The organism is Alkalibacillus sp. S2W (assembly GCF_046764385.1).
Lineage (GTDB): Bacteria > Bacillota > Bacilli > Bacillales > Alkalibacillaceae > Alkalibacillus > Alkalibacillus almallahensis.
Genome location: NZ_CP177234.1, coordinates 2,151,014 through 2,173,948, shown reverse-complemented (window position 1 = coordinate 2,173,948; position 22,935 = coordinate 2,151,014). Strand labels below are relative to the sequence as shown.

General features: G+C 36.4%; 26 protein-coding genes and 1 tRNA gene. 18 read left to right on the top strand and 9 right to left on the bottom strand.

Annotated features, from left to right (window positions below):
* Positions 1-660 precede the first annotated feature (660 nt).
* Entirely contained in the window at positions 661-1,239 is a 579-nt protein-coding gene (gene clpP / locus ACKXGF_RS11470) for an ATP-dependent Clp endopeptidase proteolytic subunit ClpP (RefSeq protein WP_411953851.1), read from the bottom strand.
* Between the two features lie 207 nt (positions 1,240-1,446).
* Here clpP and ACKXGF_RS11465 point away from each other — a divergent pair.
* Positions 1,447-1,518, top strand: a tRNA-Arg gene (locus tag ACKXGF_RS11465).
* A gap of 973 nt (positions 1,519-2,491) precedes the next feature.
* Here the strand turns inward: ACKXGF_RS11465 and ACKXGF_RS11460 are convergent.
* Positions 2,492-2,899: a YkvA family protein gene (locus ACKXGF_RS11460; protein WP_411953850.1), complete on the bottom strand. Its 408-nt coding sequence runs from the start codon at positions 2,897-2,899 to the stop codon at positions 2,492-2,494.
* Positions 2,900-3,062: 163 nt separating this feature from the next.
* On the opposite strand from ACKXGF_RS11460, the gene istA reads away from it, so the two are divergent.
* The 4 genes from istA to mscL all read left to right on the top strand — a co-directional run bounded on the left by istA (position 3,063) and on the right by mscL (position 7,017).
* Positions 3,063-4,595, top strand: a complete 1,533-nt coding sequence (istA, locus tag ACKXGF_RS11455; RefSeq protein ID WP_411953849.1) for an IS21 family transposase — start codon at positions 3,063-3,065, stop codon at positions 4,593-4,595.
* A complete protein-coding gene (gene istB, locus ACKXGF_RS11450; RefSeq protein ID WP_411953848.1) occupies positions 4,592-5,350 on the top strand; it encodes an IS21-like element helper ATPase IstB in 759 nt (252 codons plus the stop codon). Before istA ends, istB begins: the two co-directional genes overlap by 4 nt.
* Before the next feature lie 515 nt (positions 5,351-5,865).
* Positions 5,866-6,423 (top strand): GNAT family N-acetyltransferase, encoded by a 558-nt coding sequence (locus ACKXGF_RS11445; protein WP_411953847.1) that lies wholly within the window; start codon positions 5,866-5,868, stop codon positions 6,421-6,423.
* Between the two features lie 168 nt (positions 6,424-6,591).
* Positions 6,592-7,017, top strand: a complete 426-nt coding sequence (gene mscL, locus ACKXGF_RS11440; RefSeq protein WP_411953846.1) for a large conductance mechanosensitive channel protein MscL — start codon at positions 6,592-6,594, stop codon at positions 7,015-7,017.
* An 88-nt stretch (positions 7,018-7,105) separates the two neighbouring features.
* On the opposite strand, the gene ACKXGF_RS11435 is transcribed toward mscL, so the two are convergent.
* Positions 7,106-7,459 carry an ASCH domain-containing protein gene (locus ACKXGF_RS11435; RefSeq protein WP_411953845.1) on the bottom strand — a complete coding sequence of 118 codons (354 nt, stop codon included), beginning with the start codon at positions 7,457-7,459 and terminating at the stop codon, positions 7,106-7,108.
* A gap of 201 nt (positions 7,460-7,660) precedes the next feature.
* On the opposite strand from ACKXGF_RS11435, the gene ACKXGF_RS11430 reads away from it, so the two are divergent.
* From ACKXGF_RS11430 to ACKXGF_RS11420, 3 genes are all read left to right on the top strand, one after another.
* Positions 7,661-7,903, top strand: coding sequence for a class I SAM-dependent methyltransferase (locus ACKXGF_RS11430; protein ID WP_411953844.1), 243 nt, complete (start codon positions 7,661-7,663; stop codon positions 7,901-7,903).
* Between the two features lie 6 nt (positions 7,904-7,909).
* On the top strand, positions 7,910-8,269 hold the full coding sequence (locus ACKXGF_RS11425) for a class I SAM-dependent methyltransferase (protein ID WP_411955584.1): 360 nt from the start codon (positions 7,910-7,912) through the stop codon (positions 8,267-8,269).
* Between the two features lie 216 nt (positions 8,270-8,485).
* On the top strand, positions 8,486-9,313 hold the full coding sequence (locus ACKXGF_RS11420; RefSeq protein WP_411953843.1) for an NAD(P)-dependent oxidoreductase: 828 nt from the start codon (positions 8,486-8,488) through the stop codon (positions 9,311-9,313).
* A 52-nt stretch (positions 9,314-9,365) separates the two neighbouring features.
* Here ACKXGF_RS11420 and ACKXGF_RS11415 read toward each other — a convergent pair whose 3' ends face one another.
* The 5 genes from ACKXGF_RS11415 to ACKXGF_RS11395 all read right to left on the bottom strand — a co-directional run bounded on the left by ACKXGF_RS11415 (position 9,366) and on the right by ACKXGF_RS11395 (position 12,869).
* A complete protein-coding gene (locus ACKXGF_RS11415; protein ID WP_411953842.1) occupies positions 9,366-9,644 on the bottom strand; it encodes a hypothetical protein in 279 nt (92 codons plus the stop codon).
* An 18-nt stretch (positions 9,645-9,662) separates the two neighbouring features.
* A complete protein-coding gene (locus ACKXGF_RS11410; RefSeq protein ID WP_411953841.1) occupies positions 9,663-10,208 on the bottom strand; it encodes a hypothetical protein in 546 nt (181 codons plus the stop codon).
* Positions 10,209-10,609: 401 nt separating this feature from the next.
* On the bottom strand, positions 10,610-11,281 hold the full coding sequence (locus ACKXGF_RS11405; protein WP_411953840.1) for a collagen-like protein: 672 nt from the start codon (positions 11,279-11,281) through the stop codon (positions 10,610-10,612).
* Positions 11,282-11,407: 126 nt separating this feature from the next.
* Positions 11,408-11,824, bottom strand: coding sequence for a Mov34/MPN/PAD-1 family protein (locus ACKXGF_RS11400; protein ID WP_411953839.1), 417 nt, complete (start codon positions 11,822-11,824; stop codon positions 11,408-11,410).
* Between the two features lie 7 nt (positions 11,825-11,831).
* Complete coding sequence (locus ACKXGF_RS11395; RefSeq protein WP_411953838.1) at positions 11,832-12,869, bottom strand: hypothetical protein; 1,038 nt, start codon at positions 12,867-12,869, stop codon at positions 11,832-11,834.
* A 276-nt stretch (positions 12,870-13,145) separates the two neighbouring features.
* On the opposite strand from ACKXGF_RS11395, the gene ACKXGF_RS11390 reads away from it, so the two are divergent.
* A complete protein-coding gene (locus ACKXGF_RS11390) occupies positions 13,146-13,832 on the top strand; it encodes a hypothetical protein (protein ID WP_411953837.1) in 687 nt (228 codons plus the stop codon).
* 89 nt (positions 13,833-13,921) lie between these two features.
* On the top strand, positions 13,922-15,190 hold the full coding sequence (locus tag ACKXGF_RS11385; RefSeq protein WP_411953836.1) for a surface carbohydrate biosynthesis protein: 1,269 nt from the start codon (positions 13,922-13,924) through the stop codon (positions 15,188-15,190).
* A 484-nt stretch (positions 15,191-15,674) separates the two neighbouring features.
* On the opposite strand, the gene ACKXGF_RS11380 is transcribed toward ACKXGF_RS11385, so the two are convergent.
* Positions 15,675-16,121, bottom strand: a complete 447-nt coding sequence (locus tag ACKXGF_RS11380; RefSeq protein WP_411953835.1) for a hypothetical protein — start codon at positions 16,119-16,121, stop codon at positions 15,675-15,677.
* Positions 16,122-16,477: 356 nt separating this feature from the next.
* Between ACKXGF_RS11380 and ACKXGF_RS11375 the strand changes: the two genes are divergently transcribed.
* From ACKXGF_RS11375 to pseC, 8 genes are all read left to right on the top strand, one after another.
* Positions 16,478-17,479, top strand: a complete 1,002-nt coding sequence (locus tag ACKXGF_RS11375) for an SDR family NAD(P)-dependent oxidoreductase (RefSeq protein WP_411953834.1) — start codon at positions 16,478-16,480, stop codon at positions 17,477-17,479.
* A 180-nt stretch (positions 17,480-17,659) separates the two neighbouring features.
* On the top strand, positions 17,660-19,021 hold the full coding sequence (locus ACKXGF_RS11370) for a CDP-glycerol glycerophosphotransferase family protein (protein ID WP_411953833.1): 1,362 nt from the start codon (positions 17,660-17,662) through the stop codon (positions 19,019-19,021).
* Between the two features lie 16 nt (positions 19,022-19,037).
* Complete coding sequence (locus tag ACKXGF_RS11365) at positions 19,038-19,583, top strand: hypothetical protein (protein ID WP_411953832.1); 546 nt, start codon at positions 19,038-19,040, stop codon at positions 19,581-19,583.
* Entirely contained in the window at positions 19,584-19,853 is a 270-nt protein-coding gene (locus ACKXGF_RS11360; protein ID WP_411953831.1) for a hypothetical protein, read from the top strand.
* Between the two features lie 103 nt (positions 19,854-19,956).
* Positions 19,957-20,445 carry a hypothetical protein gene (locus ACKXGF_RS11355; RefSeq protein WP_411953830.1) on the top strand — a complete coding sequence of 163 codons (489 nt, stop codon included), beginning with the start codon at positions 19,957-19,959 and terminating at the stop codon, positions 20,443-20,445.
* Positions 20,446-20,485: 40 nt separating this feature from the next.
* A complete protein-coding gene (locus ACKXGF_RS11350) occupies positions 20,486-21,430 on the top strand; it encodes a dTDP-glucose 4,6-dehydratase (RefSeq protein WP_411953829.1) in 945 nt (314 codons plus the stop codon).
* Positions 21,431-21,561: 131 nt separating this feature from the next.
* Complete coding sequence (locus ACKXGF_RS11345; RefSeq protein ID WP_411953828.1) at positions 21,562-21,747, top strand: hypothetical protein; 186 nt, start codon at positions 21,562-21,564, stop codon at positions 21,745-21,747.
* Positions 21,748-21,760: 13 nt separating this feature from the next.
* Entirely contained in the window at positions 21,761-22,933 is a 1,173-nt protein-coding gene (pseC, locus tag ACKXGF_RS11340) for a UDP-4-amino-4,6-dideoxy-N-acetyl-beta-L-altrosamine transaminase (protein WP_411953827.1), read from the top strand.
* Positions 22,934-22,935 lie beyond the last annotated feature (2 nt).

Below are 22,935 nucleotides of genomic sequence, written 5' to 3'. Positions count from 1 at the left end.
TAGTAGGCTAATTGCGATGTTGATTTTTATAAACTAAGAAGATAATTGTTATTTTATGTTAATATAAAAATACAGTTTGTGAATAATCATACTTAACGTGCTGATGACACAGGATTATTGAATAACAGAGAGATAAAATATTCTCTGGGGGGGATTATTTGAAGAGTTTAATTGAATTCAGTTTGAGTCTTATTTTAATTATAGGTTGGTTGATATTAATAGTAGGAATTATTGGCCTTATAGCTTCGTTAATTGCAAAAGGGATGTATATAATAATTCCTTTTTCGGCAATTGTAATTGGTTTACTATGTATATGGATATACAAAAAAAGCAGATCGGCTATTCAACAAACGTGATAATAATTTTTATAATGACAGCGACGATGAAAATGAGTTTGATAAATTAGTGGATGAAATTAACAAGAAGGAAAAAGAATAATTCCATTTTTGCTATAGAGCTAAGGTGTGGCTTTAATTGAACAAAGCTATATAATAAAACAAACGCTTGGGCATAAAAATGCTCAAGCGTTTGTTGGTTGCTACTTATACAGTTATTTTAGGTGCTAATTGTAGTATTTTTAGTGTGATAGTTACAAGGACTTTTCTCAATTCATCCGCAATAAAAAACGCCCGCAATTAGCGGGCGCTCCTAAATATCTGCTTATTTTTCCATCACTTCGTCGATCAAGCCATATTCTTTCGCTTCATTTGCTGACATGAAGTTGTCACGATCAGTGTCACGTTCAACTACTTCGTACGGCTGACCTGTACGTTCAGATAGGATTTGGTTCAGTTTCTCGCGCATTTCAACAATACGCTTAGCATGAATTTGGATGTCAGAAGCCTGACCTTGCGTACCACCTAATGGTTGGTGAATCATTACTTCACTGTTTGGTAGGCCATAACGCTTACCATCTGCACCTGCAGCTAGTAAGAATGCACCCATTGATGCTGCCATACCAACACAGATTGTTGATACATCTGGCTTAATGAATTGCATTGTGTCATAAATCGCCATACCAGCTGTGATTGAACCACCTGGTGAGTTGATGTATAGGGAAATATCTTTGTCAGGATCTTCAGCTGCTAAGAATAACATCTGTGCAACAACTGAGTTTGAAATGTTGTCGTCAACTGGTCCACCTAACATAATGATGCGGTCTTTTAATAGACGCGAATAAATATCATAAGCACGTTCCCCACGGTTTGTTGATTCAATGACTGTAGGAATTAAATTCATATCGTGTCACTCCTTAATTACATGTTTTTATGTTATATGTTTATCATACCTGTTTGGTCAAGAAAGGTCAAACGAAAAACTCAATCCTTTTGACCATTATCCATCTTCCCAATTTGACGACCGATTAAACGTTGATCGATCAAATAACAAAGACATCTTGCAAAAGAAACCAGAACGAATTATAATGACTAATGCAGTTCTTTTTTAGCCCTCGTGGTGTAACGGATAACACACAAGATTCCGGTTCTTGCGATAGGGGTTCGATTCCCTTCGAGGGCATATTGAGTATTATATTGTATGAGATTGAATGTGGCTGAACCTTACTTAAACCGTTGGTGCGATAAGGTTCAGCCAATTTATTTTTAATAGACCAATTGTAATATTAAGTGCAACACCTAAAAAAGCAGCTTATAACAGTTTCGTGTAAAATGTAGATAATCACATCAAACATATAAACGGAGGTCCTGTTATGAGCTACCAATATCTTCCCACATTTGAGTGGAAAAGGATAAAATGATGTTAGACAAGAATTAGTTTTGAGCCATATTGGAAAGTAAATAAATCGAGCAGTATCAACGATTTCACGAGAAGTTAAACACAATGCCATCGGTGATACGTATTACGCTGAACAAGCACAAGACCACTAAAAAAGTGTCGTTTAAATTGTTGTCGATCGGTTAAATGGTCACAAAACCTTGCCGACCGCATTCATGCTAAACTTGGTCGACTGAACAAATCGTTCACGGTGAATAAAAGGCGACATCAGTTTCAAAACCATCTATCGTTGGTTGTATCAAGGGTGGTTATATAACGCCACATTACCAATGCTTCGTCAAAAAGACAAAAAACCCCGCGAAACAAGAGGACGATTTAATGTCGGAACATCCATTAAACATCGCCCTAAAGAAGTCCGAAAACGAGAAACATTTGGTCATCGGGAACTCGATAGTTTTGTTTGTATCCGAGGTCACAGTAAAGGTTGCCTAGCTACCTCTGTCGAACGAAAGGCAAGATGCTATACGGCAATTACAACACCTAATCGGTCCGCGGACTTCATGGAATGCGCCATTCATCAGCTTTATAGCCAATGCGTAGTTAAATTTGTTCTTCTTGTTCAGGTGTCCCGTTGTTTTTTCTTCAAAGGACCCGCTATCACGGTGCTTCTTGATCCACCGATCGAGAATAGAAGGCGTTAATTCTTATTCTTTAATTATTTCAGTTTAATATTTACAGATATGTTGAAATTATAAACTTATTCTACAGACTTATTAGAGTTACTTAATTTTTCATCTACTTCTGTAGTATCAATATCGTCACCGAACAAAACATTGAGCTTGTCTTTCGCTTGTTGTTTGATATCTTCGTCAATATACATTACTACTTGAAATAGAGCAGCAGTAAGAACAGTTAAATCATCAGCATAACCAACACCGGCAGCTACGTCAGGAATTAAATCGAATGGTAAAATAAAATAACCTAATGCTCCAGCTATTGTAGCCTTAATTGATAAAGGCACTTCGGGTTTGTTCATAGTATAATACATTAGAAGAACCACATAGATAATAGAAGAACCAGATTTAATTGAAATGTTCTTCACCTTTTTCCAAAAATTCTTTTCAGAAAAATGTTTTTGGTTTTTTTGAATGTCTTGTTCATCCATACTGTGTGCATGTAAACGCTAAACTAGATTCAACAGTTTTCCACAAATAGAAATCAACAGATTTCTACAAATAAGATTAAACAGGTCACCAAAAATACACGCCTTTTCTATATACTTAATGTAAGTTTTATAGAAAGTGAGGCGATTAGGAGTGAACCGTTTAATGGATTACATGGAGATTCATCGTTTGTATCAGGAAGGATTTTCTAAAAGTGCGATAGCTCGCAAGTTACAGATATCGCGTAACCGGGTGATTGATTGTTTGAATAGGTCATTCGAAGAAATGGAGGTATATACGCACACATTAAAAACGCGATCTAAGAAATTGGATCCTTATCACCAACAGATACTTGAATGGTTAAAAATGCATCACGATTTAACGGCTGCTCAAATCGTGGATTGGTTACAAGAAACGTTAGACATATCAGATATCGCAGAAAATACTGTTAGGAATTATGTGAATGACATGCGTGACCATTATCATATTCCTAAACAAACAGCTCAACGCCCCTACGTATCTGTTCCTGAGTTACCCATGGGACAACAAGGGCAAGTCGATTTTGGTTATGATGTGGTTCAGGACAAGGACGGACGAAGCGTCCGATTATATTTTATAGCCTTTCTATTATCGCATTCACGTTTTAAATATGTTGAATGGTTGGATCGGCCATTTCGTACAGCAGATGTTATTCGAATGCATGATCATGCCTTTCATTATTTCGGAGGTATGCCCACTGAAATGGTCTATGATCAAGATGCGTTACTCGCTGTGAGTGAGAATGCAGGTGATCTGATTTTAACGTCGATTTTTTCGGCCTACCAAGATTCGAAAGGGTTTAAGATTTATTTATGTCGAAAAAGTGATCCTGAAACGAAAGGGAAAGTGGAACAAACCGTTAAATTTGTCAAAGTAAATTTTAGTCACAATCGCACGTTCCATGATATCAAGACATGGAACGCATCATGCTTATCTTGGCTTGAGAGGACAGGGAATCACAAAGTTCATCACAATACAAAAAAGAGACCTTCCGATATGCACGCCCTGGAAAAGCCGCATTTACAGAAGGTCTCAACGCACAACATCATGAATGATGTTACTCATGATAGTATAACAAGGATTATTCAAAAGGACAATGTGATTCGATTTGAAGGTAATCGCTATAGTGTTCCACGTGGCACTTATCACGCTGAATCACCTAATCTGGCGTATATTGAAACCCGTTCGGGTTGGTTATATATTCGGTTAAAACCCGATGGCAGTATTTTAGCCCAGCATGCATTGTCTGATGGCAAGGGCTTAGTCATCTCTGATCCAGCGCATCGTGACAATCAAACATCTAAACGTGATCGACTCGTTCAACAATTAAGCGATCTGTTTCATGATGAAGAGGCATTTCAGTGGTTGGTTCAATGTCTTGATGAACGATATCCGCGTCATATCGTTGATCAATTAAGGGTGGTGAACCAAGCGGTTCGGCAATATCCGAATTATATTAATCAGGCTCTAAGTCAAATGAAGCACTTAAATTTAACAAGCGGGAATGACTTCAGAGACATTGCACACTCATTGTCTGTGCAAGCCCAACAGAAGCAACCCGTTCACGGCGAATCTCATTCAGCATATGATCACTATGAGGTTCCGGAACGACCGAGTGATATTTATACGCATCTCTTATCAGGAGGTGGGCTATCATGAGCGAGGCCTATAAATCGTTACAAGATATGTGTCGTACCCTTCGGCTAGCAGAAACAGCCAAAGCGTTACCTGAATTACTAAGGGAAGCTGAATTGTCCGGTTGGACTTATTATGAATTAATGGATAAGGTTCTGACGTATGAAATGGCTTGTCGTGAACAGAAAAATATTGAACGTTTGATGAAATGGGCTGAATTTCCTGAGCATATGACCTTTGATCAGTATAATCTTCAAGAGCAATCAGCGATTGGCGACAAACAACTCAACATTTTAAAAGAACTAAACTGGGTTGAACAATGTTTTACGATTATGATGATGGGCCCAACCGGAGCTGGGAAATCGCATTTATCTATTGCATTGGGTGTTCACGCTGTCGAACAAGGTTATCAAGTCTCGTTTATCTCGATGAACCATCTCATGTATGTTTTAAAAACACGTGACTATATCAAAAAATCCAAAACACGTTACAAACGTATTATGGATTCTGACCTAATCATTATTGATGATGTCATGTATATGACTTACGAGTCACAAGAAGCCAATCTGTTTTTTCAGTTTATTTATGATAAGTATGATAAGGCTGCGTTTATTCTGACGTCTAATAAAGGACCGGGTGATTGGGGAAAATTCTTAGGCGATTCCACATTTACAACAGCGATATTGGATCGATTGCTTCACAGAAGTGAAGTGATTACATTTAGCGAGGAGGCCGAAAGTATTCGTATGAAGTATCGACAATCTATTTTCGAGGAGTAAATGAACACTCGTCAGTTAGTTAGACTGTTTAATCTTATTTGTGGAAAATTGTTTAATTCTACTTGACGGTTACAGTGCATCATCTTTTAACTTTTCAAGTTCACTTTCATCAATATTTAATTCCTTTAAACTCTTTTCTGCATTAAGCATTTCACTGCTATACTTTTTGAGCTTCTTTAACAAAGTACTTCCCCCCTTAAAATAACTGCTTATATTACCATTTTAGTATAAACTATTTCAGAATTTTGACAAAGTTTTCTGTCTTATTGATTATTTAGGTGTATAATTAATAATTATTTCTGGATTATTACTGGATAGGAGATGGAATCCGAGTTCACGCATAAACATTCTGAATCCTGTAAGGAGTCGAAAGAAGTTGATCAGGCAAAAAAGAGATATAGCAAACAAATAGAAAGAGTAAAAGAAACAGAATTTATTAATGGTATAAAGATTAAAATATTTAAAAGCAAGATTACCTTAAGGAAGGAAAATACCTCAAAAGGGGGAAGCTTCATTTGTTCTCAACGCAAAGAATTAGCTTACGAAAAGTAGAAAAGAACGATGCCGAAAAATATCATAAGTGGAGAAATGACACGGATGTAATGTTTTCTACAAACCCATCATTAGATTTATATTCATTTGAGGATACAAAAGATTTTGTTGAAAACGTACTTATGGATAATAGTTCATCGAAAAGTTATATCATTATTGATCGGAAGAATGAAATTACTATCGGAGTTACATCGCTAATAAACATTGATTACAAAAACAGAAATGCTGAATCAATTATTGATATAGGTGAAAAAGAATATTGGGGTCAAGGGTATGGAACTGAAGCACTAAATTTATTATTAAATTACGCCTTTCAAGAACTCAATTTACATCGAGTATCGTTGAAGGTTTTCTCGTTTAATGAGAAGGCAATAAGGTTGTATCAAAAGTTAGGTTTTAAAGAAGAAGGGAAAAGTCGTCAGTCGTTATTTAGAAATGGTCAATGGCACGACATTATACATATGGGTATTTTAGCGGAAGAGTATGTTGATACCATAGAGATTTCGCAATCAAAGAGGTAACTCCCGTCTGCTAATAATGTAATAATACATACCTTGTGACCACAATCCATATCTTTTTTCATTAATTAAAACCATTCTACATCATGCCAATGCTAAGTCTTAAATATTTAATATGAATCACTCGTTATGAATAAGATTTATTATTAGCAATAGATCAGGAGTGATTCGATGTGGAATGAGTTTAGGCAATTCGCCTTGCGCGGAAATGTTTTTGAATTAGCTATTGCGGTTATCGTTGGAACGGCTTTTAGCAAAATTGTCGATTCACTAGTTGAGGATATTATTATGCCTATATTTGGAGCGTTGGCAGGTGGGACGAGCTTTCAATTTCTTGTGTTAGACCTTAATGGGGTTATTATTAGGTACGGTTCATTTCTTCAAACGGCTGTTGATTTCCTTATCATTTCATTCTCAATCTATCTTTTTATTAAATTATTTAATTATCTAAGGGGAGGTGAAAGCGTACCTTTAAAGGAATCGCCTCATCCTAACAAAGAAGTTCTAACTGAAATTCGAGATATTTTAAAAGAAGAGCAATCTGCCAAAGGAAAGTCATCCGATAAAAAGGAAGAGATAAAGGTTCGTATAAAATAGGAGAAGTTAATAAAAGCACGTTAATTTCTCCACGCATAAAATTTTATTCTTTAGCTTCTTAAAAATAATTTTATAGCTACATACGATCTTAAAGGTTCTCTCCTAATAATTTAATCTTAATCGCAACAGTACCCCATTCATTTTCTTGTTCTGGCGTATAAATCTGATAAGTTCGTTCTACCATTTCATCAATTGACTGACCGACAGCATCAAGATCACTTGCTGAAACGTTTTCGTACATTTCCTTAAATGTAGAAAAGTGCCTTAGTTCAATAATCTCGACAGTTAATGTCTCCTTGTTATGTGGAACTTTTGAAAACTTGATCGTGTCTCCTGGATTAAGTATTCTTCTTTTCTCATCATTTAATCTTACTTCCACTTTCTTTTTACCCGTCTTGATTGAATTAAAAGGCGATTCATAAAGGCCCATGTTGTGTTCCATGATCTCAACTCTCCCATCAATAGATTGCAAGTGTATTATTTCGTTCATTCTACCATAAAATGCATCCCTTTTTATTAAACCTTATAAAATCCTCTGTTTCACGATAATTTTCATATATCCTATATTCAGTCCAACTTCAGACAAATGCAAAATGTTATAGTTAATAGAGTTCGAATTCAAAGAAAGGGTGAACGAAACACGATGACAGATCAACCATTTGAACAAATAGCTAAACGATATGATAACGACAAAATGCAAGCGCTAGCGCAAGTCATTATTGAACAAGTAAGGCCCGTATTACATCAACATACTTCCAGATCATTCTTGGATTATGGAGGTGGAACGGGGCTTGTCAGTCTTGAGTTAACGGATTTAGTTGAGTCAGTGTTACTAGTAGATGCATCATCACAAATGGTAGGCGTTGCGAAGGAAAAAGTTCACTAGCGAAACATTGAAAATGCTCGTGTGATTCAAGCTGATTTTATGCAGGAAAAGCCTTCAGAAAAAGTTGATACGATTTTCATGTCACTCGTTCTCATTCATATTCCTGAAACCAAAACGATTCTGCAGACTTTATACGATACTCTGAATGACGGAGGGGAATTGGTGATTGTTGATTTTGACAAAAACGAAAACATTGATCCTCCTAAAGTGCATAATGGGTTTAAGCATAATGAATTGAAAACGCTTTTAGCTGATGTCGGTTTTCAATCAATTGATATCCAAACGTTTCATCATGGCAAGAATCTCCTTATGAATCAAGATGCATCGTTGTTTATGGCAACTTGTCGAAAAAATAATCTTTATTGAATTTGGATGTTGATTTTCTACTGGATTACTCCGGAAATATATTTCTAGAATGATCATGTTTATTAATCTGTTCTTTCGTGTATACGTATAAAAGAGCAGTACATTTGATGCCATGTTTGATTAAACCGCAGCTCATGCTGAAGAAATTAATGAACATAGCACCAAAGTGTTTTGTGAAAGCGGTTAAAAAACGAACCCAAAATGGAGGATTGTTTAGTGACGAAAAAAATTGGACTTGTAGGACTAGGAACGATGGGCTTTCCGATGGCGATTAATTTAAATAAGGCTGGCTTTGAAGTGATTGGTTATGACGCTTTTAAAGGTGTCTATGAAAAAGCTGAAGCGGCTGGGATCACGATGGTAGAAACGCTGATAGAAGTGGGCGAGCGAGCTGATGAAGCGGTCATATCCATGGTTCGTGACTATGATCAAAATGTGGATGTCATTTTTGGTGAGAACGGCTTATTGGCATCTGACCCTCAAAATAAAATCGTGATTTGTATGAGTACTTTGGATCCTGACACGATGAAACAATTAAATCAAAAAGTAGAAGAAGAAAGCAACTTAACGTTAATTGATGCAGGTGTCAGTGGAGGCGCAATAGGAGCAGAAGAGGGGACGTTATCGATTATGGTCTCGGGGCCTGAAGAAGCTGTCAAAAAGGCTGACCCATATTTCCAAGCGGTTGGTACGAATATATTTTACTATGGGCCTGAAACGGGTAATAGCCAAATCGCTAAATTAATTAACAATATGATTCTCGGTGTTAACGTCAATGCTGTGGCAGAAGGACTTAAATTAGCTGAACATTATAATTTGCCACAAGATGAGTTATTAAACTTGTTGCACGTCAGCACAGGTGATAGTTGGGTAGCTAGACATTGGCATGATGTTTCAGAATGGACACCAGAAACGGCATTGAATATTTTGCTTAACGATTTAACCGCTGCTCATAAGGAAGGCATCAAACATAATGTTTCCTTACCGTTTACGGCTTTATCGACCACACAGTTATTTGATGCTATGAATGTAGAGAAACGATAATCATAAATACCCCCACTTAGCGGATATAGAATCCATTAAGTGGGGGTATTTATTAGGAATCACCATTCGTCACTAACTCAAATAAATGATCGAATTGGCTTTGATTGTGTTCGATTGTTTTGTCTATTTCTTTTAGAAGTTCGCTGGATGATTCACTTGGCATGTTCAAATGGTGTTCTTCTGAATCGTTAATAGTCTGCGTTTTTAATTTGAGTAAAAGCAGTAAGATGGAATATTCTAGTTTCTCATCATTTGTTGCATGTTCATCGATATGAGAGACATAATCGTTCACCATCTTATAGGTAAGCGACCAAAATTTTTCATCAACCAACTAAAGCCCTCCTTGTCTCTACATTCTTATGTTAACGGTGTTAAGAGAAGTTATACCGTCATTTTCTGATTCAGTGTATACAAATCCAGTGATCGAACAAGACAATGGAACGTGATTTTCCCAAGTAATTTGGAAGTCAGACAATGAAATATCACCAAAGGGTTCTAAATGATGTCCTTGACCGAGTTTGAACCAATGTTCCTTGTCGTCGTCACTGTGGTTGAATTGTTCCCAAGTAGCCGGCACTGTTTGAGCATTTATTGTAGAGGGTTCATTACTGAATTTTCCCGAAAAGCTGAACGGATCGGAAGTATCAATGCGTAAACATATGTACAGATCTTCAATTGTGGTTGAGCTGAGATTTTTAATGTGAAATCCGCCGAATAATAAGTTTTCATCTTGAAAGTCAGTTGCTGCATTGATTGAATGTGTGAAATAGCTCATGAACGGAGGGGATGGTTGATCTGCTACATGTTTATTCGTTAAATAGTCTTTGAATTCCTCAACAAAACGATCCGTTTGATTGTTCAGTTCCTCCAATTTTTTCTTAATTTCGTTCTCCAATTAACTTCACTCCTAAAATGCGAGTATTTAACGCCTGTTTATAACTATGCTAAGTGCAAGATGATTATTAATAGATAACCTACATGAACAATCCAAGCTGGTTTCAATTTGAACAATCACACGTATTGATTTATTAATTTTGCTACATTAAAAACATTTCATTTAAGCATGTCCATTTATGAAGTCCATTTAAATTGTTCAAATAATTGATCATAAATTTTTTAACCCGAAGCCTCCTTAAGGTAGAGAGTTCGGGTTAATTTATTCTTCTCACTAAAATAATTCCCCAAATATAGCAGGAACCATTAACCTAAATTTAGGAAGAATAATCTGATTGTATGAAGCAGTACTTGTGATTTTAATCCTGACCTAAATGATCGTCTAACGGTTTTAAAATATTATTATTGATATCTTGTAATAACTAAGTGTGCTGACACTGGTCGTGTTCCTCCAGCTAAAGGTGTAAGGGTTAACGCTGTTGCATTCCCAGCAGGATTTCTCACTGTTAATAACGAGTCAATGACAGAAGTTTCGACTAGAGCCGTACCTACGATTTGAGACGTACCTGTTGCACGCCCAACTACTGTGTATGCTAAATCAGCCCCGTTAAGTGTCAGTATTAATTGTCCAGCTTCTGCGATACTCGCCTGGAAGAGTACTTGATATATACCTATTTCAGCTAGGTTAAACGTAGTATCATTGACACGAAGAATATCTGTGCCACTTGTTGGGCCATCTTGAGGGAAGCTTACGTCTGTAGCCGGTGCTACGGTTGCTGCATTATCAGGTGGCATCAAAGCATAAAAATCAGCGAATGATAATACGCCTCCTGCTGGCCCCGCAGGTCCGGTTTCACCAGTTTCGCCTTGAGGTCCTTGAGGCCCCTCAGGTCCGGTTTCACCTTGAGGTCCCTCAGGTCCAGTTGCCCCTTGTGGTCCTGGTGGTCCTTCTGGGCCTGCTGGTCCACGTGGTCCTGGTGGGCATTTACATTTTTTGTCTTTTTCTTTTGGGATTTTATATGCAGGACAGCATCCTAAAGAAGATTTTTTTGAGCTGGTGATTTTAACAGCCAAAAATGATCACCTCCATATCATTAATTTAGTGTATGTATAGAAAAATATAATTGATTGGACGTTTGAAAGATTACACAAATCTAGATAACTAAGTAGGTGATCACATATTGGAGATCGTTACAAATACTATTCCTTAAATTCGATTATAATTAAGCCTTCTGAATGAAGATGATTATTAATGGTGTAGGTTTTAGTTATAGGAGGATCTGTCTTGAAAGAGATAATCATCATATGAACGGTTTCGTCTGGATGATTTTGCAAATCATAATAAGAGGGAACAGGGGCTGTGGTAGGGTGTGTATGGTAGATTGCCAGCACCTGTTCTCCCGTTTGATTTATTTTTTTCAACACTTTTTCTAATGAACGTTTACTAACAAAGTATCGTTTTGCAGATTGTAACTCATTATCTAATGGCCAAAACCTATTAACATGGTTATGGTGCCCAGATAATAGGCCACATGACTCGTGAGGCAAGCTATCTCTACAATGTTCAACCAATTTGCTGTAAATTAATTGTGGCATAATCAATAGGTTTTGTTTCATAACCGTATCACCGAAGCTTTTCAACTAAAAATGCCCAAAGTGAGCTGAGATTCTTTTTATTATTTTTTCTATTAAGTCGCGACTTTGGTTCGTCATTATGATTACTATTAGTGACATGCGTCATTTCATTATTCTCATAGCTCTCTTCACGATATGAATCATCTATCATTGGCGTTTTTGCATTTTGTTGACTTGTTGTGGTGACTTCCTCTAGAGAATGCTCAATATCCTCGTCTTGTTTTGGTTCACGATGATTTATTCTGTTGTTGTGTGAAGGGCTGTCATTTACATGAGAATCTCCGTTGTTTTTATGGTCTGTTGAAGATTCTGTATTCATAATATTGTTTTCAGGCTTTGATACTCGAGTAATAATGTTCTTATTAAACTCAAGATTGTTATATTTAGCGGATTTGTTCTGATTGCTTGTGTTGATTGTTCCCCCATGTTTATTCAAAGGTTTATTTTGCATTAACCTTTGATTGTAGGAAGGTGAACAATTAGCATTTTGTTGTGTTACTTGATTATGAGATTGCAACATATTGTGTAGTCTTCTGTATTCCGAGACCTGTCGAGGAGCTTTTTTTGAACCACTTTCATTTTCATGATCTGCTACTTCTGTTCGACTTTCTTTTGTTGTATTCGTGTGTTTTTTAAGTGTGGTCATATTTTCTTCTGTTCTGTTAATAACGAGTTCCATTTTATTCAGCAAATCGGTTACTTGTGTCTTATAATCGTCTTGATGATTGGAGGTCGCATCTTGTTTTATCTGATTCAAGGATTCGTTCATGGTTTGAATTTGTGAAGAGTTATCTTTGTTTTGCTCTTCAAATTCTTCCGTTTTATCTTGAAAATGTTCCTTCATATTCTTCACTTCTCCTTTAAACATCGAAAATTCAACCTTCAGTTCATGTAATTCACGTTGTAATCTGACAAAATGATCTAATGCATTATGGGAGTTTGTTGCTTCTAATGATTGTTTGTATATTTGTAACTCGTGTTTTAAGTGTTCAATTTCTGTAGCGTCATATAATTTGTACTGTTGCACACTTAGTCACCCTTTGATTACACATTAATATAATATTGTTAAAACCCAGATTCGTGAAAGGGTTTAACTTATTATGAGATTTAAGATGGTTTAGGAGTTGAATGATTTATACACACTTATAAAATGTACTTTAGTGGTTTTAAAGTGGATCACTATTGTGTGTATTATATTCACATAAGTTATTAAATATAATAGGATCTCCGCTAATTCATTAACTCGTTTATCCTTATCAACATATGTTAAAAGTGATATCAAACTTTTGGAGGTGTAAGTAATATGCAAGCTGAAAATTTAACTGGGGGACAGGAGCTTCTGTGTATTAATACAGAGAAGGTGTATGACTGGATCGTAAATGAAGCAAATTTCGACCTTAGTCTAAGTGACTTAGATTTACCATTGAACCCTATGACTGGTGAACAATTGGAATGTGACGATGTTGATCTTGATAACGTTACATGTACGGTTGCACCCGCTGAAGTAGATCCGATTGTGGTATTAGATAGAGTGGATCAGGAATTTGTAGTTGATGGAGCAGAGGTCACATTACAACTTGTGAATATCCGTAAGAATTTTGAGGTATTTATTTTCGTAGATTTAGTTCCAGGACTTGGAGGAGCAACAGTAGAAGTTGGTTCAGCAGAATTCACGCGTTGTGAGCAAGTTATTCTATGTGCTCCGACTGGTACAGACATTGATGTCACCTATACGGATTTAGACTGCTTTGTGTGTTCGGCAACATGTGACACAGGGACAACGACTGAGGTCGACGAACTAGATGTTACGGTTTCAGTTCGTCTATGTCAGAGCATTCAGTCAACATTTGATGTAACGCTAGAAATTGTAGCTGACTTCTGTCAACCAAGAGATATCCTTCCATTCCCTCCTTGCCCATCACCAACAATTCCACCACAATGTCCAGTAGTATTTCCTAATGGGAACGGAAACAATGGAGATGAAGGGTAAAAGGTAATATAGGAATAAAGAGAGGACCTCACTCCTCTCTTTTATTTCTATTCATGATTTAATGGATGAAGAAGAGAGGTTGTATAACTTTGAGCAAAATTAAAAATTGGTTATACTTACCGATTGAAATAAAAGTACGAGAGTCTGATGCCAAACTTTTATTAGCTTATTTTGCCGCTAAGAAAGGCTATGAAGTCGTAATTGGCGATCACTATATGGTACAAAAAGCGTCCCATCAATTACCACAAGGTATTTTCGTCTCAAAAGGTTATTCCCGCGGTGTTAGAAAGAGAGTCATCACAGATGCGACGAGTCATGATCATAGAGTTGTGGAATTGGATGAAGAAGGGTTTATTTTTAATGATCATAAGTATTTGCAAAGTCGAATGAAGAAAGACATGTTGGAATTGGTTACTCAGGAATATTGTTGGGGACAATCCCAAATGGATTTGATTACAGGTGCTTATCCTGATTTGAAGGAAAGGTGCCATGTTACTGGTAATCCTAGGCTCGATTTATTAAAGCCTAAATTTATAACAATTTATCAAGAAGAAGCTGAACAATTTAAAAGACAGTTTGGAGAATTTGTTCTAATTAACACTCGGTTTGCACGTTATAATACAGCTAAAGGAAAAAAGGATCATCCTCATTTTAAGGATATTAAACAATTATATTATCGCTTTATCGATTTGATTAAACAAACCTGCGAGCGATTCCCAGATATCAACTTTGTGATTCGACCACATCCAGGAGAGAATGTCAGATCATATCTGCAAGAGTTGTCGGGGTATCGTAATGTTCATGTGATTCACGAAGAAAATATAACCAAGTGGTTATTGGCTGCTAAGGTGATTATACACAATGGCTGTACATCCGGGCTTGAAGCTTCTTTACTTGGTAAATGTGTTATTTCATACGTTCCTCGAATAATGTCTGACCAGGAGCAAAACTTTCCTAATCAATTAGGTGTTAAAGTGTCTCAGATAGAAGAAGTGCACGAAATAATCAGTGATGTTGTTAATTTAAATGACAGGGGGTATGTCCAGTTAAAGAATGATGTGAATTCAGAAATCATGTTATATCACTATGAGTGGTCCAATAATCAGTATGCCTATGAATCTATCTTACGATTAATCGACCATGTTCCAAAACTTTGCGCTGATGAAAATCAATATTCGATCCAACAACAGTTATTACTTAAACAAAGTAAAAAAGAAAAAAAGCGACGATTTAATTTGACTGAATCAGAAGTAAAATCCTTCTTTGGGAAATTAGATGAAGTTGAAGGAGATCATAAATCTGTAAACACAAGGCAAATTGCAAAGAATTTGTTTAGAATTAATGGAAATGGATTTTAAATAAGTTAGTCATTATTTAAATGTCATCAGTACTCAGTGACTCTGAGTGCTGATGACATTTTTTGATTAGTGAATAGCCCATAACTTGAACTGATACTTTTTAATTATACATTTTTATTTGTTACAGATGTTGCTAAATGTCATCAATCCTTATTTTTACCGCAACCACACCCTCCAAGCGTAATTCTATTCTGCTGAATAGGTGGAGTATCGATTGTAATCGGCTTCTTTTCATTTGAAGACGCGGAATTATTTGGAGCATTGCTAATTTCCCGTGCTTTCAAAACATCATCTCCTTTCTGAATAATATATTATAAGCTAAACAATCAAAAAAAGCTTGGGCAAAAAGAGCAAATCTATGAAAATGGGTGACTCTCTAATAATTTGTTTGGCTTATATGATCGTGATTTGTTTAATTATTACAAAGAAAGTGTGACTGACATTGTGTTTTTTGAACTATTAAGTTGTCTATAAGAATCGGGTTTTATCTTGTAGATTTCCGTGTAATGATATTTTTATTAAACATATTCTGATTGGATGGTTGCCCTCTATATTCCCCATTGTTTGTTAAGTTATTTCTTTGGTTTGAGGATGGTCCTGCCACGTTAGATGATTGCAACATATTTTGTAACATTTTGTACTCAGATAATCTTGGTTTCGGTTTAGTATTAGGAGGTGTATTTGCACTTTCTTCTGATTTTTGAATGTTGGTTCTATGAAAAATGACTTCATCCTCTAACGTTTGTAATTGACAATCAATATGCTCCATCATATGGTACATTTTTGTGAGCAACTCTTGAATACGCATTTCCCCAACTTCTTCTTTAAGCGAATCCACTTCTTGTTTCAACTTATTGATGGATTCAGAAATGGATTCATCTGTCTTCTCTGAATGTGTATTTTCTTCTTCTTGATAATTCTTTTCCTCCATAGGTCATAACTCCTTTATTTATTATTACGCACATCTTACTAACATCTTATTGTGAAGCAAAAAATCCGTGACATCTGTGCTTGATTGATGCACCTTAACACCAATCGCAGAGAAATTGGATACGGATGATTTGAATGTTTACAATTCTAAATAATTTGCTTCTGAATCAAGCCTATTAATTAGTTATTTCTATTAAATAGAATTGGGCTTTATACGAGTGTTATACACAGGTTTAAAAATGGGTTGAATGGATAGGCCTGCGACTTTAACCGGCTTGACGTTTTTTAATATAAATAATTAGTGACACTATAAAAAGTTATCAATGATTTAGAACGTCAAAAGGAGGAGAGGATGCAGTGTTTTTCAAAGGAAAAAAGGTCCTAATTACTGGTGGCACTGGAACGATCGGGAAGAGTATAGCCAGGCGTTTAATTAAGGAAAATCCAGATTCTATTTATATATTTAGTCGTGATGAGTTTAAGCAGCAACAATTACAAGAAGAGCTAGGCTTCAACCAAGTGTTTCATTTCATTATTGGTGATGTTAGGGATTATGACAGTATTGCAACAGCTATGGAAGGTATTGATTATGTATTTCATTTAGCTGCAATGAAGCGAGTAGATTCATGTGAACATAACCCCTATGAAGCGGTTAAGACTAATGTTCAGGGCACGAATAATGTCATTCGTGCAGCGCTTGACCACCAGGTGAAAAGAGTGATTTTCACAAGTTCAGATAAAGCGATCTCTCCTCCTAATACGTACGGTGCAACTAAGTTAATCGGCGAAAGAATGATTTCGGCTACAGAACTCAATCGAACTGACAATCAAACTATATTTTCTAGTGTTCGGTTTGGTAATGTCATGGGATCGAGAGGATCTGTGATTCCGCTTTTTAAGGAGCAAATACTGAAGGAAAGAAAGGTCAAAGTGACTGATTTAGACATGACTCGTTTTATGATGACACCAGATCAGGCAACAGAATTAACGATTAAGGCATTACAAGAAGCAAAAGGTGGAGAAATTTTCGTCTTAAAAATGCCTGTGATTAAATTAGGGAACTTGGTCGATGTGTTAATAGACGAAATCGCTAGACAATATAACATCAACCAATCAGAAATAGATATTGAGTCAATAGGGGTAAGACCAGGTGAAAAGATGTTTGAAGAGTTAATGTCCTATGAAGAATCCACTTACGCGAGAGAATTATCTGAGATGTATATTATACCTAGACGATCGAGTGACGTGACTTACCCTAATACGAAGGAAGTTTTAAATGGAACTTATACATCTGAGGGTCAACAACCTTTAAATCATGAAGAACTACGCTCATTGTTTAAAAAAGCGAAGTTTCTTTAAAAAATAGCTGATCAAAGTGAGGAGGCTATCATGAATACTCTTACAAGAAATTACTGGTCTTTATATATGGATTTTCTGAACGATTTTGAAAACCTCAAATATGATGGATATTCCATATCATACTTGTTTTGTAACTTTTATAGTCAAGTCAGCAAAAACCCATCTTTATGGAAACAGTTATTGAGTAAAAAATTCCATAAACATTTAAGAAGCCAAGTGAACGAACATAAAGAAATACAAGAAGTCTTTGACCAATTCATGGCTCAACACCAACGGAACTCACAAGTGAAAAAGGAAAATGGATTAGTCGTATTCCACAACGATAAATTATTACGAATCTCAAGACCTACCATTTCAAAGCATTTTCATCCATCCAGAACCCTTATGCTGCAAGCGAATATAAAAAGACCCCATCAAATCAAGAAGCGATCCAGTAAGAAAAAAAGGGGAGATAAAGCAAATGTCAACTCTGGTAACCATATTAAGAAGATAAAACCACCCAAACCAACCATACCAAGCACTCAATCCCAACAAAACTTCAACACGGATTATTTAAGTGACTATTCCATTAATACTAAAAAAGCTGTCCTCCATTTACAAAATAGGGCTCGAGAAATTTTTGCAGCTCATAAAAACCATCCATTATACCAAAACAAGAGTTTTCAACGGTACTTTTTGAATATGATCTCTGCAATTGTTGAACGAATTGAGCAGGCTAAACATTTTCTGAGTGAAAGACCAATCTCCTGTGTCATTGTTTCAACTACACATTCTTATATTAATAGAATATTAGCTGTCGTCGCTGCTACTAAAGGTATTCCATCAATTTGTATGCAACATGGCATTATCGCTAGTGAATTCGGCTACATTCCTAAAATAGCAACAGTAGATGCTGTTTACGGTAACTATGAAGTCAAGTGGTATAACCAGTTAGGCGTGCCACGATCCGCAATAGAGATCATTGGTCACCCTAGGTTTGATCAGGCATTTGAGAGACCAACAACTAAACGGTCACAATTTAATCGACGGTTAGGTTTAAATAATAACAAACGAACCTTATTGATTGTCATTAGAAATAATGAGGATATTAATCGATGGAGAAAGCTTATACAAACGATTAAAAAGCTTAATTTGAATATCATTATAAAAAACTATCCTAGTAAGAACCCTCATCAGTTAACAAAAGAGTTTTCTTTCGTACAATCGACAGCTGATTATTCTATTTACGACATCTTTCCTCACGTTGATGCAGTTGTTTCTTACGCTTCTACGGTAGGTTTAGAAGCGGCTCTCACAAACAAACCTGTGTTCATTCTCAATAGGGACTTTGGTGGTTACTCTGGTTATTATCAGGCGATGGGTCAGTTGGTTCAGAAAGATCCCAAACGATTAGGTGAATTAATTATTAAATATTTCACCGATCCAGAATTTAAAGCCTATGTCTTTAGGAAAAGGAATAAATTCCTGCGTATCGCTTACCCAGATATGAGTCACTCAGGTCAGAGACTAAAACGATCAATTGCTAGATTAACAAGAAAATAAATTGAAGGTGGATATCATGAATACGTATGTCCAAAATTATTGGTCGTTATATCTTGAGTTTATTCGTGATTTTCAGAGTGTCACATATAACGGCATTGCTTTGTCTTATCTTGTTCATTTTCCGGCTTTGATTCGAAATAATCCTGAAGTATGGAGACAATTAGATACGGATGCTTTTGCTAAAAAACTAACAAGAAGAATTGATGATCAGTCTGAAGTCCAACAGCTATTCGATCAATATATACAGTCAAAGCGTAAAGGAAACAGAGTCGCAAATAAATCAGGTAAAGTACTCTTCGTTGATGACCAGCTACTTCGCATTCCACCGAAGATATTAAACAAATATTTTGATCCTTCCAAAACCGTAGTCGTAAAAACGAATGATAAAAAGTTGCCGCATGAACCTTCACTCAATATGCCCGTTCATTATGTGAATGATTATTTGCCCAATATGAATACGGCCACAACTCATATGAGACTTCAGGTGAAGAAGTTGCTGGAAAGCTATAAAGATCACCACTTATATCAAAAGCCTGATTTCCAAAAAATGCTGTTTAATTGAATGTCCACTGCCATTAATCAAATTGAAATTTCCAACAATATGCTAAAGGATATTCCTACATCTTGTATCGTAATCTCGAGTCCGAACCATTTCAGCCGTGTCCTGACGTTTGTGGCAACCAAACGTGGTATTCCAACCATTTGCACGCAACACGGAATCATCGGTAATGAATTTGGCTATATTCCGAAAATTGCAGATGTAGACGCTGTTTACGGTCAGTATGAAATGGATTGGTATAAGAGTTTAGGGGGTAAAAGAAGAAGCGCTTGAGATTATAGGGCATCCCAGGTTTGATCAGGCATTTCATCCAAGTCCAATATCACGCGCTACTTTTGATAAAAATTTAGGGTTAGATCATAACAAGCAAACATTGTTGGTCGTTGTTAGAGGTGAGCGCCATATTAGCAAATGGGAAACGTTACTTGAAAAGATTTCAGCTTCGAAAGAATTCGAATTCAATATTTTATTAAAAGATTTTACGAATACAGATACCTATGAGCTTGAAAAGAAATTCACATTCATTAAATCGACCCAGTCATATGGCTTATATGAAGCCCTTCCACATGTGGATTGTGTGGTTTCATATCCATCTACGGTAGGGCTAGAGGCTATGTTGGTCCATAAACCCCTATTCATTATGCAAAATAAGTTATTAAGCTATACGGGTTACTTTGATCGATTAGGTGAGTTAGTTCAAAAAGACCCTGAAAAGTTAGCAGATTTAATTATAAAATTTTTCAACGAACCTAAATGGACTAAAGAAGTAAGTGAAATAAGGGTAAAGTTTATCGAATACGCTTATCCTGATTTAGGCTTATCAAGTGATCGATTGCTCGCGTTAATTAACAAGGTCTCAAAATAATCTATGAAACATATGCAAAGGAGAAAGGAGGGCGATTAAATTGAAAATTCTCGTAACAGGTGGTGCAGGATTTATTGGGAGATGGGTCGTCCACCAGTTATTGAAGGATCACCATCAGGTGTGGGTATTGGATGATTTATCTAATGGTAGAAAAGAAAACTTGGAAGCTTTTTATTCAGACAGACATTTTATGGACTTAGTCGTCGGAGACATTAAAGATCAGCATATATTGAATCTATTGTTTAATCAAAAGTTTGATATTTGCTTTCATTTAGCGGCAAGTATCAATGTCCAGGATAGTATAGATGATGCTAAAACTACATTTGAAAACGATGTAATCGGGACCTTTAATGTGCTCGAGCAGTGCAGAATCCATAGCGTTAAGATGATATTCATGAGCACGTGTATGGTCTATCAACAAGCTTATGGATCAGAAGGGATCAGTGAGAAAAATCCAGTGAACCCAGCTTCCCCTTATGCAGGTTCAAAACTAGCAGCGGAAAATATGTGTCTATCTTACTATTATAGCTATGGGCTTCCTGTTTCAGTGATACGGCCCTTTAATACCTATGGACCTTATCAGAAAACGGGAGGAGAAGGTGGTGTAGTTGCTATTTTTCTAAAGAATAAACTGGCGGGTCAGCAACTTGAGATCTATGGGGATGGGAAGCAAACAAGAGATTTACTTTATGTGGAAGATTGTGCGCGTTTTATTGTAAAAGCGGGTTACTCAGATCAAGTAAATGGTGAAATTGTTAATGCTGGATTGGGTGAGGATATTAGCATTAATAAATTAGCTGAGTTAATCGTGGATGATCAGAGTCGTATTAAGCATATTGAACATATTCACCCTCAAAGTGAGATTCCTAGATTAGTGTGTGATTACCAAAAAGCCAAGAGATTGCTTGATTGGAAACCGTCATACAGCCTAAAAGAAGGTATAAAAAAGACGGAAAGTTGGATTAAATCGACTAATTTGATTTAAATGTAATAGTCCAAATCATAAATAAAATTTGATTGGGATCAACGAGTTGAAACTGTTGGTATAACTTTTAACTTGGCTCTGTTAAAGTTTAGTGTTGATTTTCAATTGATGTAACAGAGAGTTGTTGAATTGTGAGTAGTAAAGGTGGCGACCTTGTCGTCATGGGAACAGCACATGCTTCGAGAACCCGCTGTGATACAGCGAAATTTCACAATTATACAGCGAAAACATCGCACGATACAGCGAAACTAAACCGTCCACCGAGTGCGGATCACAATATCAACAACGGACTTAAACAAAGCGTTTCAATTAAATAAGAAGGTGAAGAGGATGGTTCATGATCCAAAGAGAGATAGATTGTTACCCTATGGCAAACAAAGCCTTAGTCGTCATGATATTGAACAAGTGGTAGATGTTTTGAAGAGTGATTTCCTAACGACAGGACCTAAAGTAGATGCGTTTGAAGAAGCTGTTGCGAATAAAGTGGGGGCGAAATATGCTGTTTCATTTTCAAGTGGAACAGCAGCACTACATGCAGCATGCTTTGTGGCAGGAATCGGTGAAGGTGATGAAGTGATTACGTCACCTATGACATTTATAGCTTCGTCAAATTGTGTTTTATATCAAAACGGGACGCCTATTTTCGCAGATATTGATCCTAAAACTTATAATATTGATCCTATTGAAGTGGAAAAACGTATCACGAAAAACACAAAAGCCATCATCCCAGTCCATTTTACAGGTCAGCCTGCTAATCTAGATGCGATTCGTGCTATTGCAGATAAACATGATTTGATCGTGATTGAAGATGCAGCTCACGCCATTGGAGCTACTTACAAGGGGAACAAAATCGGTGGTTTATCTGATATGACGATGTTCAGTTTTCACCCTGTTAAACATATCACAACGGGTGAGGGCGGGATGATTACAACCAATGATGAATCGTATTATCAACAATTAAAACAATTTCGATCTCACGGGGTGATGCGTGACCAACATGAGATGGAAGATTATCACGGCCCTTGGTACTACGAGATGCAGTTTTTAGGCTATAACTATCGTATGACAGATATTCAAGCAGCCCTTGGGTTGAGCCAATTATCGAAGTTAGATGATTTTATCAAAAGACGTCGCGAAATTATAGCTATGTATGATGAGGCTTTTCAAGATGTAGCAGAAATCGTAACCCCTTTTGTGCATCATGATGTGTCATCGAGCTGGCATCTATATGTCATTCAATTAAACTTAACGAACTTAACAGGCACAAGAGAAGCTATTTTTAATGCATTAAGAGCTCACAATTTGGGTGTTAATGTTCACTATATTCCTGTGCATATGCAACCGTTTTATCAACAAATGAGCTACCGAAAAGGGGATTATCCTGTTGCTGAATCCTTATATGACGCCATAATTACATTACCGTTATTTCCTGCCATGACAGATAGTGACGCTCAAGATGTTATTGAAATTGTTAGGCACGTAGTTCAATCGTTTAGAAAGTAGGG

Bases quoted from the DNA above. Each gene is read 5' to 3' on its own strand.
- clpP (WP_411953851.1), bottom strand. From the start codon at position 1,239: ATGAATTTAATTCCTACAGTCATTGAATCAACAAACCGTGGGGAACGT.
- ACKXGF_RS11460 (WP_411953850.1), bottom strand. From the start codon at position 2,899: ATGGATGAACAAGACATTCAAAAAAACCAAAAACATTTTTCTGAAAAG.
- istA (WP_411953849.1), top strand. From the start codon at position 3,063: ATGGATTACATGGAGATTCATCGTTTGTATCAGGAAGGATTTTCTAAA.
- istB (WP_411953848.1), top strand. From the start codon at position 4,592: ATGAGCGAGGCCTATAAATCGTTACAAGATATGTGTCGTACCCTTCGG.
- mscL (WP_411953846.1), top strand. From the start codon at position 6,592: ATGTGGAATGAGTTTAGGCAATTCGCCTTGCGCGGAAATGTTTTTGAA.
- ACKXGF_RS11435 (WP_411953845.1), bottom strand. From the start codon at position 7,459: ATGGAACACAACATGGGCCTTTATGAATCGCCTTTTAATTCAATCAAG.
- ACKXGF_RS11430 (WP_411953844.1), top strand. From the start codon at position 7,661: ATGACAGATCAACCATTTGAACAAATAGCTAAACGATATGATAACGAC.
- ACKXGF_RS11400 (WP_411953839.1), bottom strand. From the start codon at position 11,824: ATGAAACAAAACCTATTGATTATGCCACAATTAATTTACAGCAAATTG.
- ACKXGF_RS11390 (WP_411953837.1), top strand. From the start codon at position 13,146: ATGCAAGCTGAAAATTTAACTGGGGGACAGGAGCTTCTGTGTATTAAT.
- ACKXGF_RS11380 (WP_411953835.1), bottom strand. From the start codon at position 16,121: ATGGAGGAAAAGAATTATCAAGAAGAAGAAAATACACATTCAGAGAAG.
- ACKXGF_RS11365 (WP_411953832.1), top strand. From the start codon at position 19,038: ATGAATACGTATGTCCAAAATTATTGGTCGTTATATCTTGAGTTTATT.
- ACKXGF_RS11360 (WP_411953831.1), top strand. From the start codon at position 19,584: ATGTCCACTGCCATTAATCAAATTGAAATTTCCAACAATATGCTAAAG.
- pseC (WP_411953827.1), top strand. From the start codon at position 21,761: ATGGTTCATGATCCAAAGAGAGATAGATTGTTACCCTATGGCAAACAA.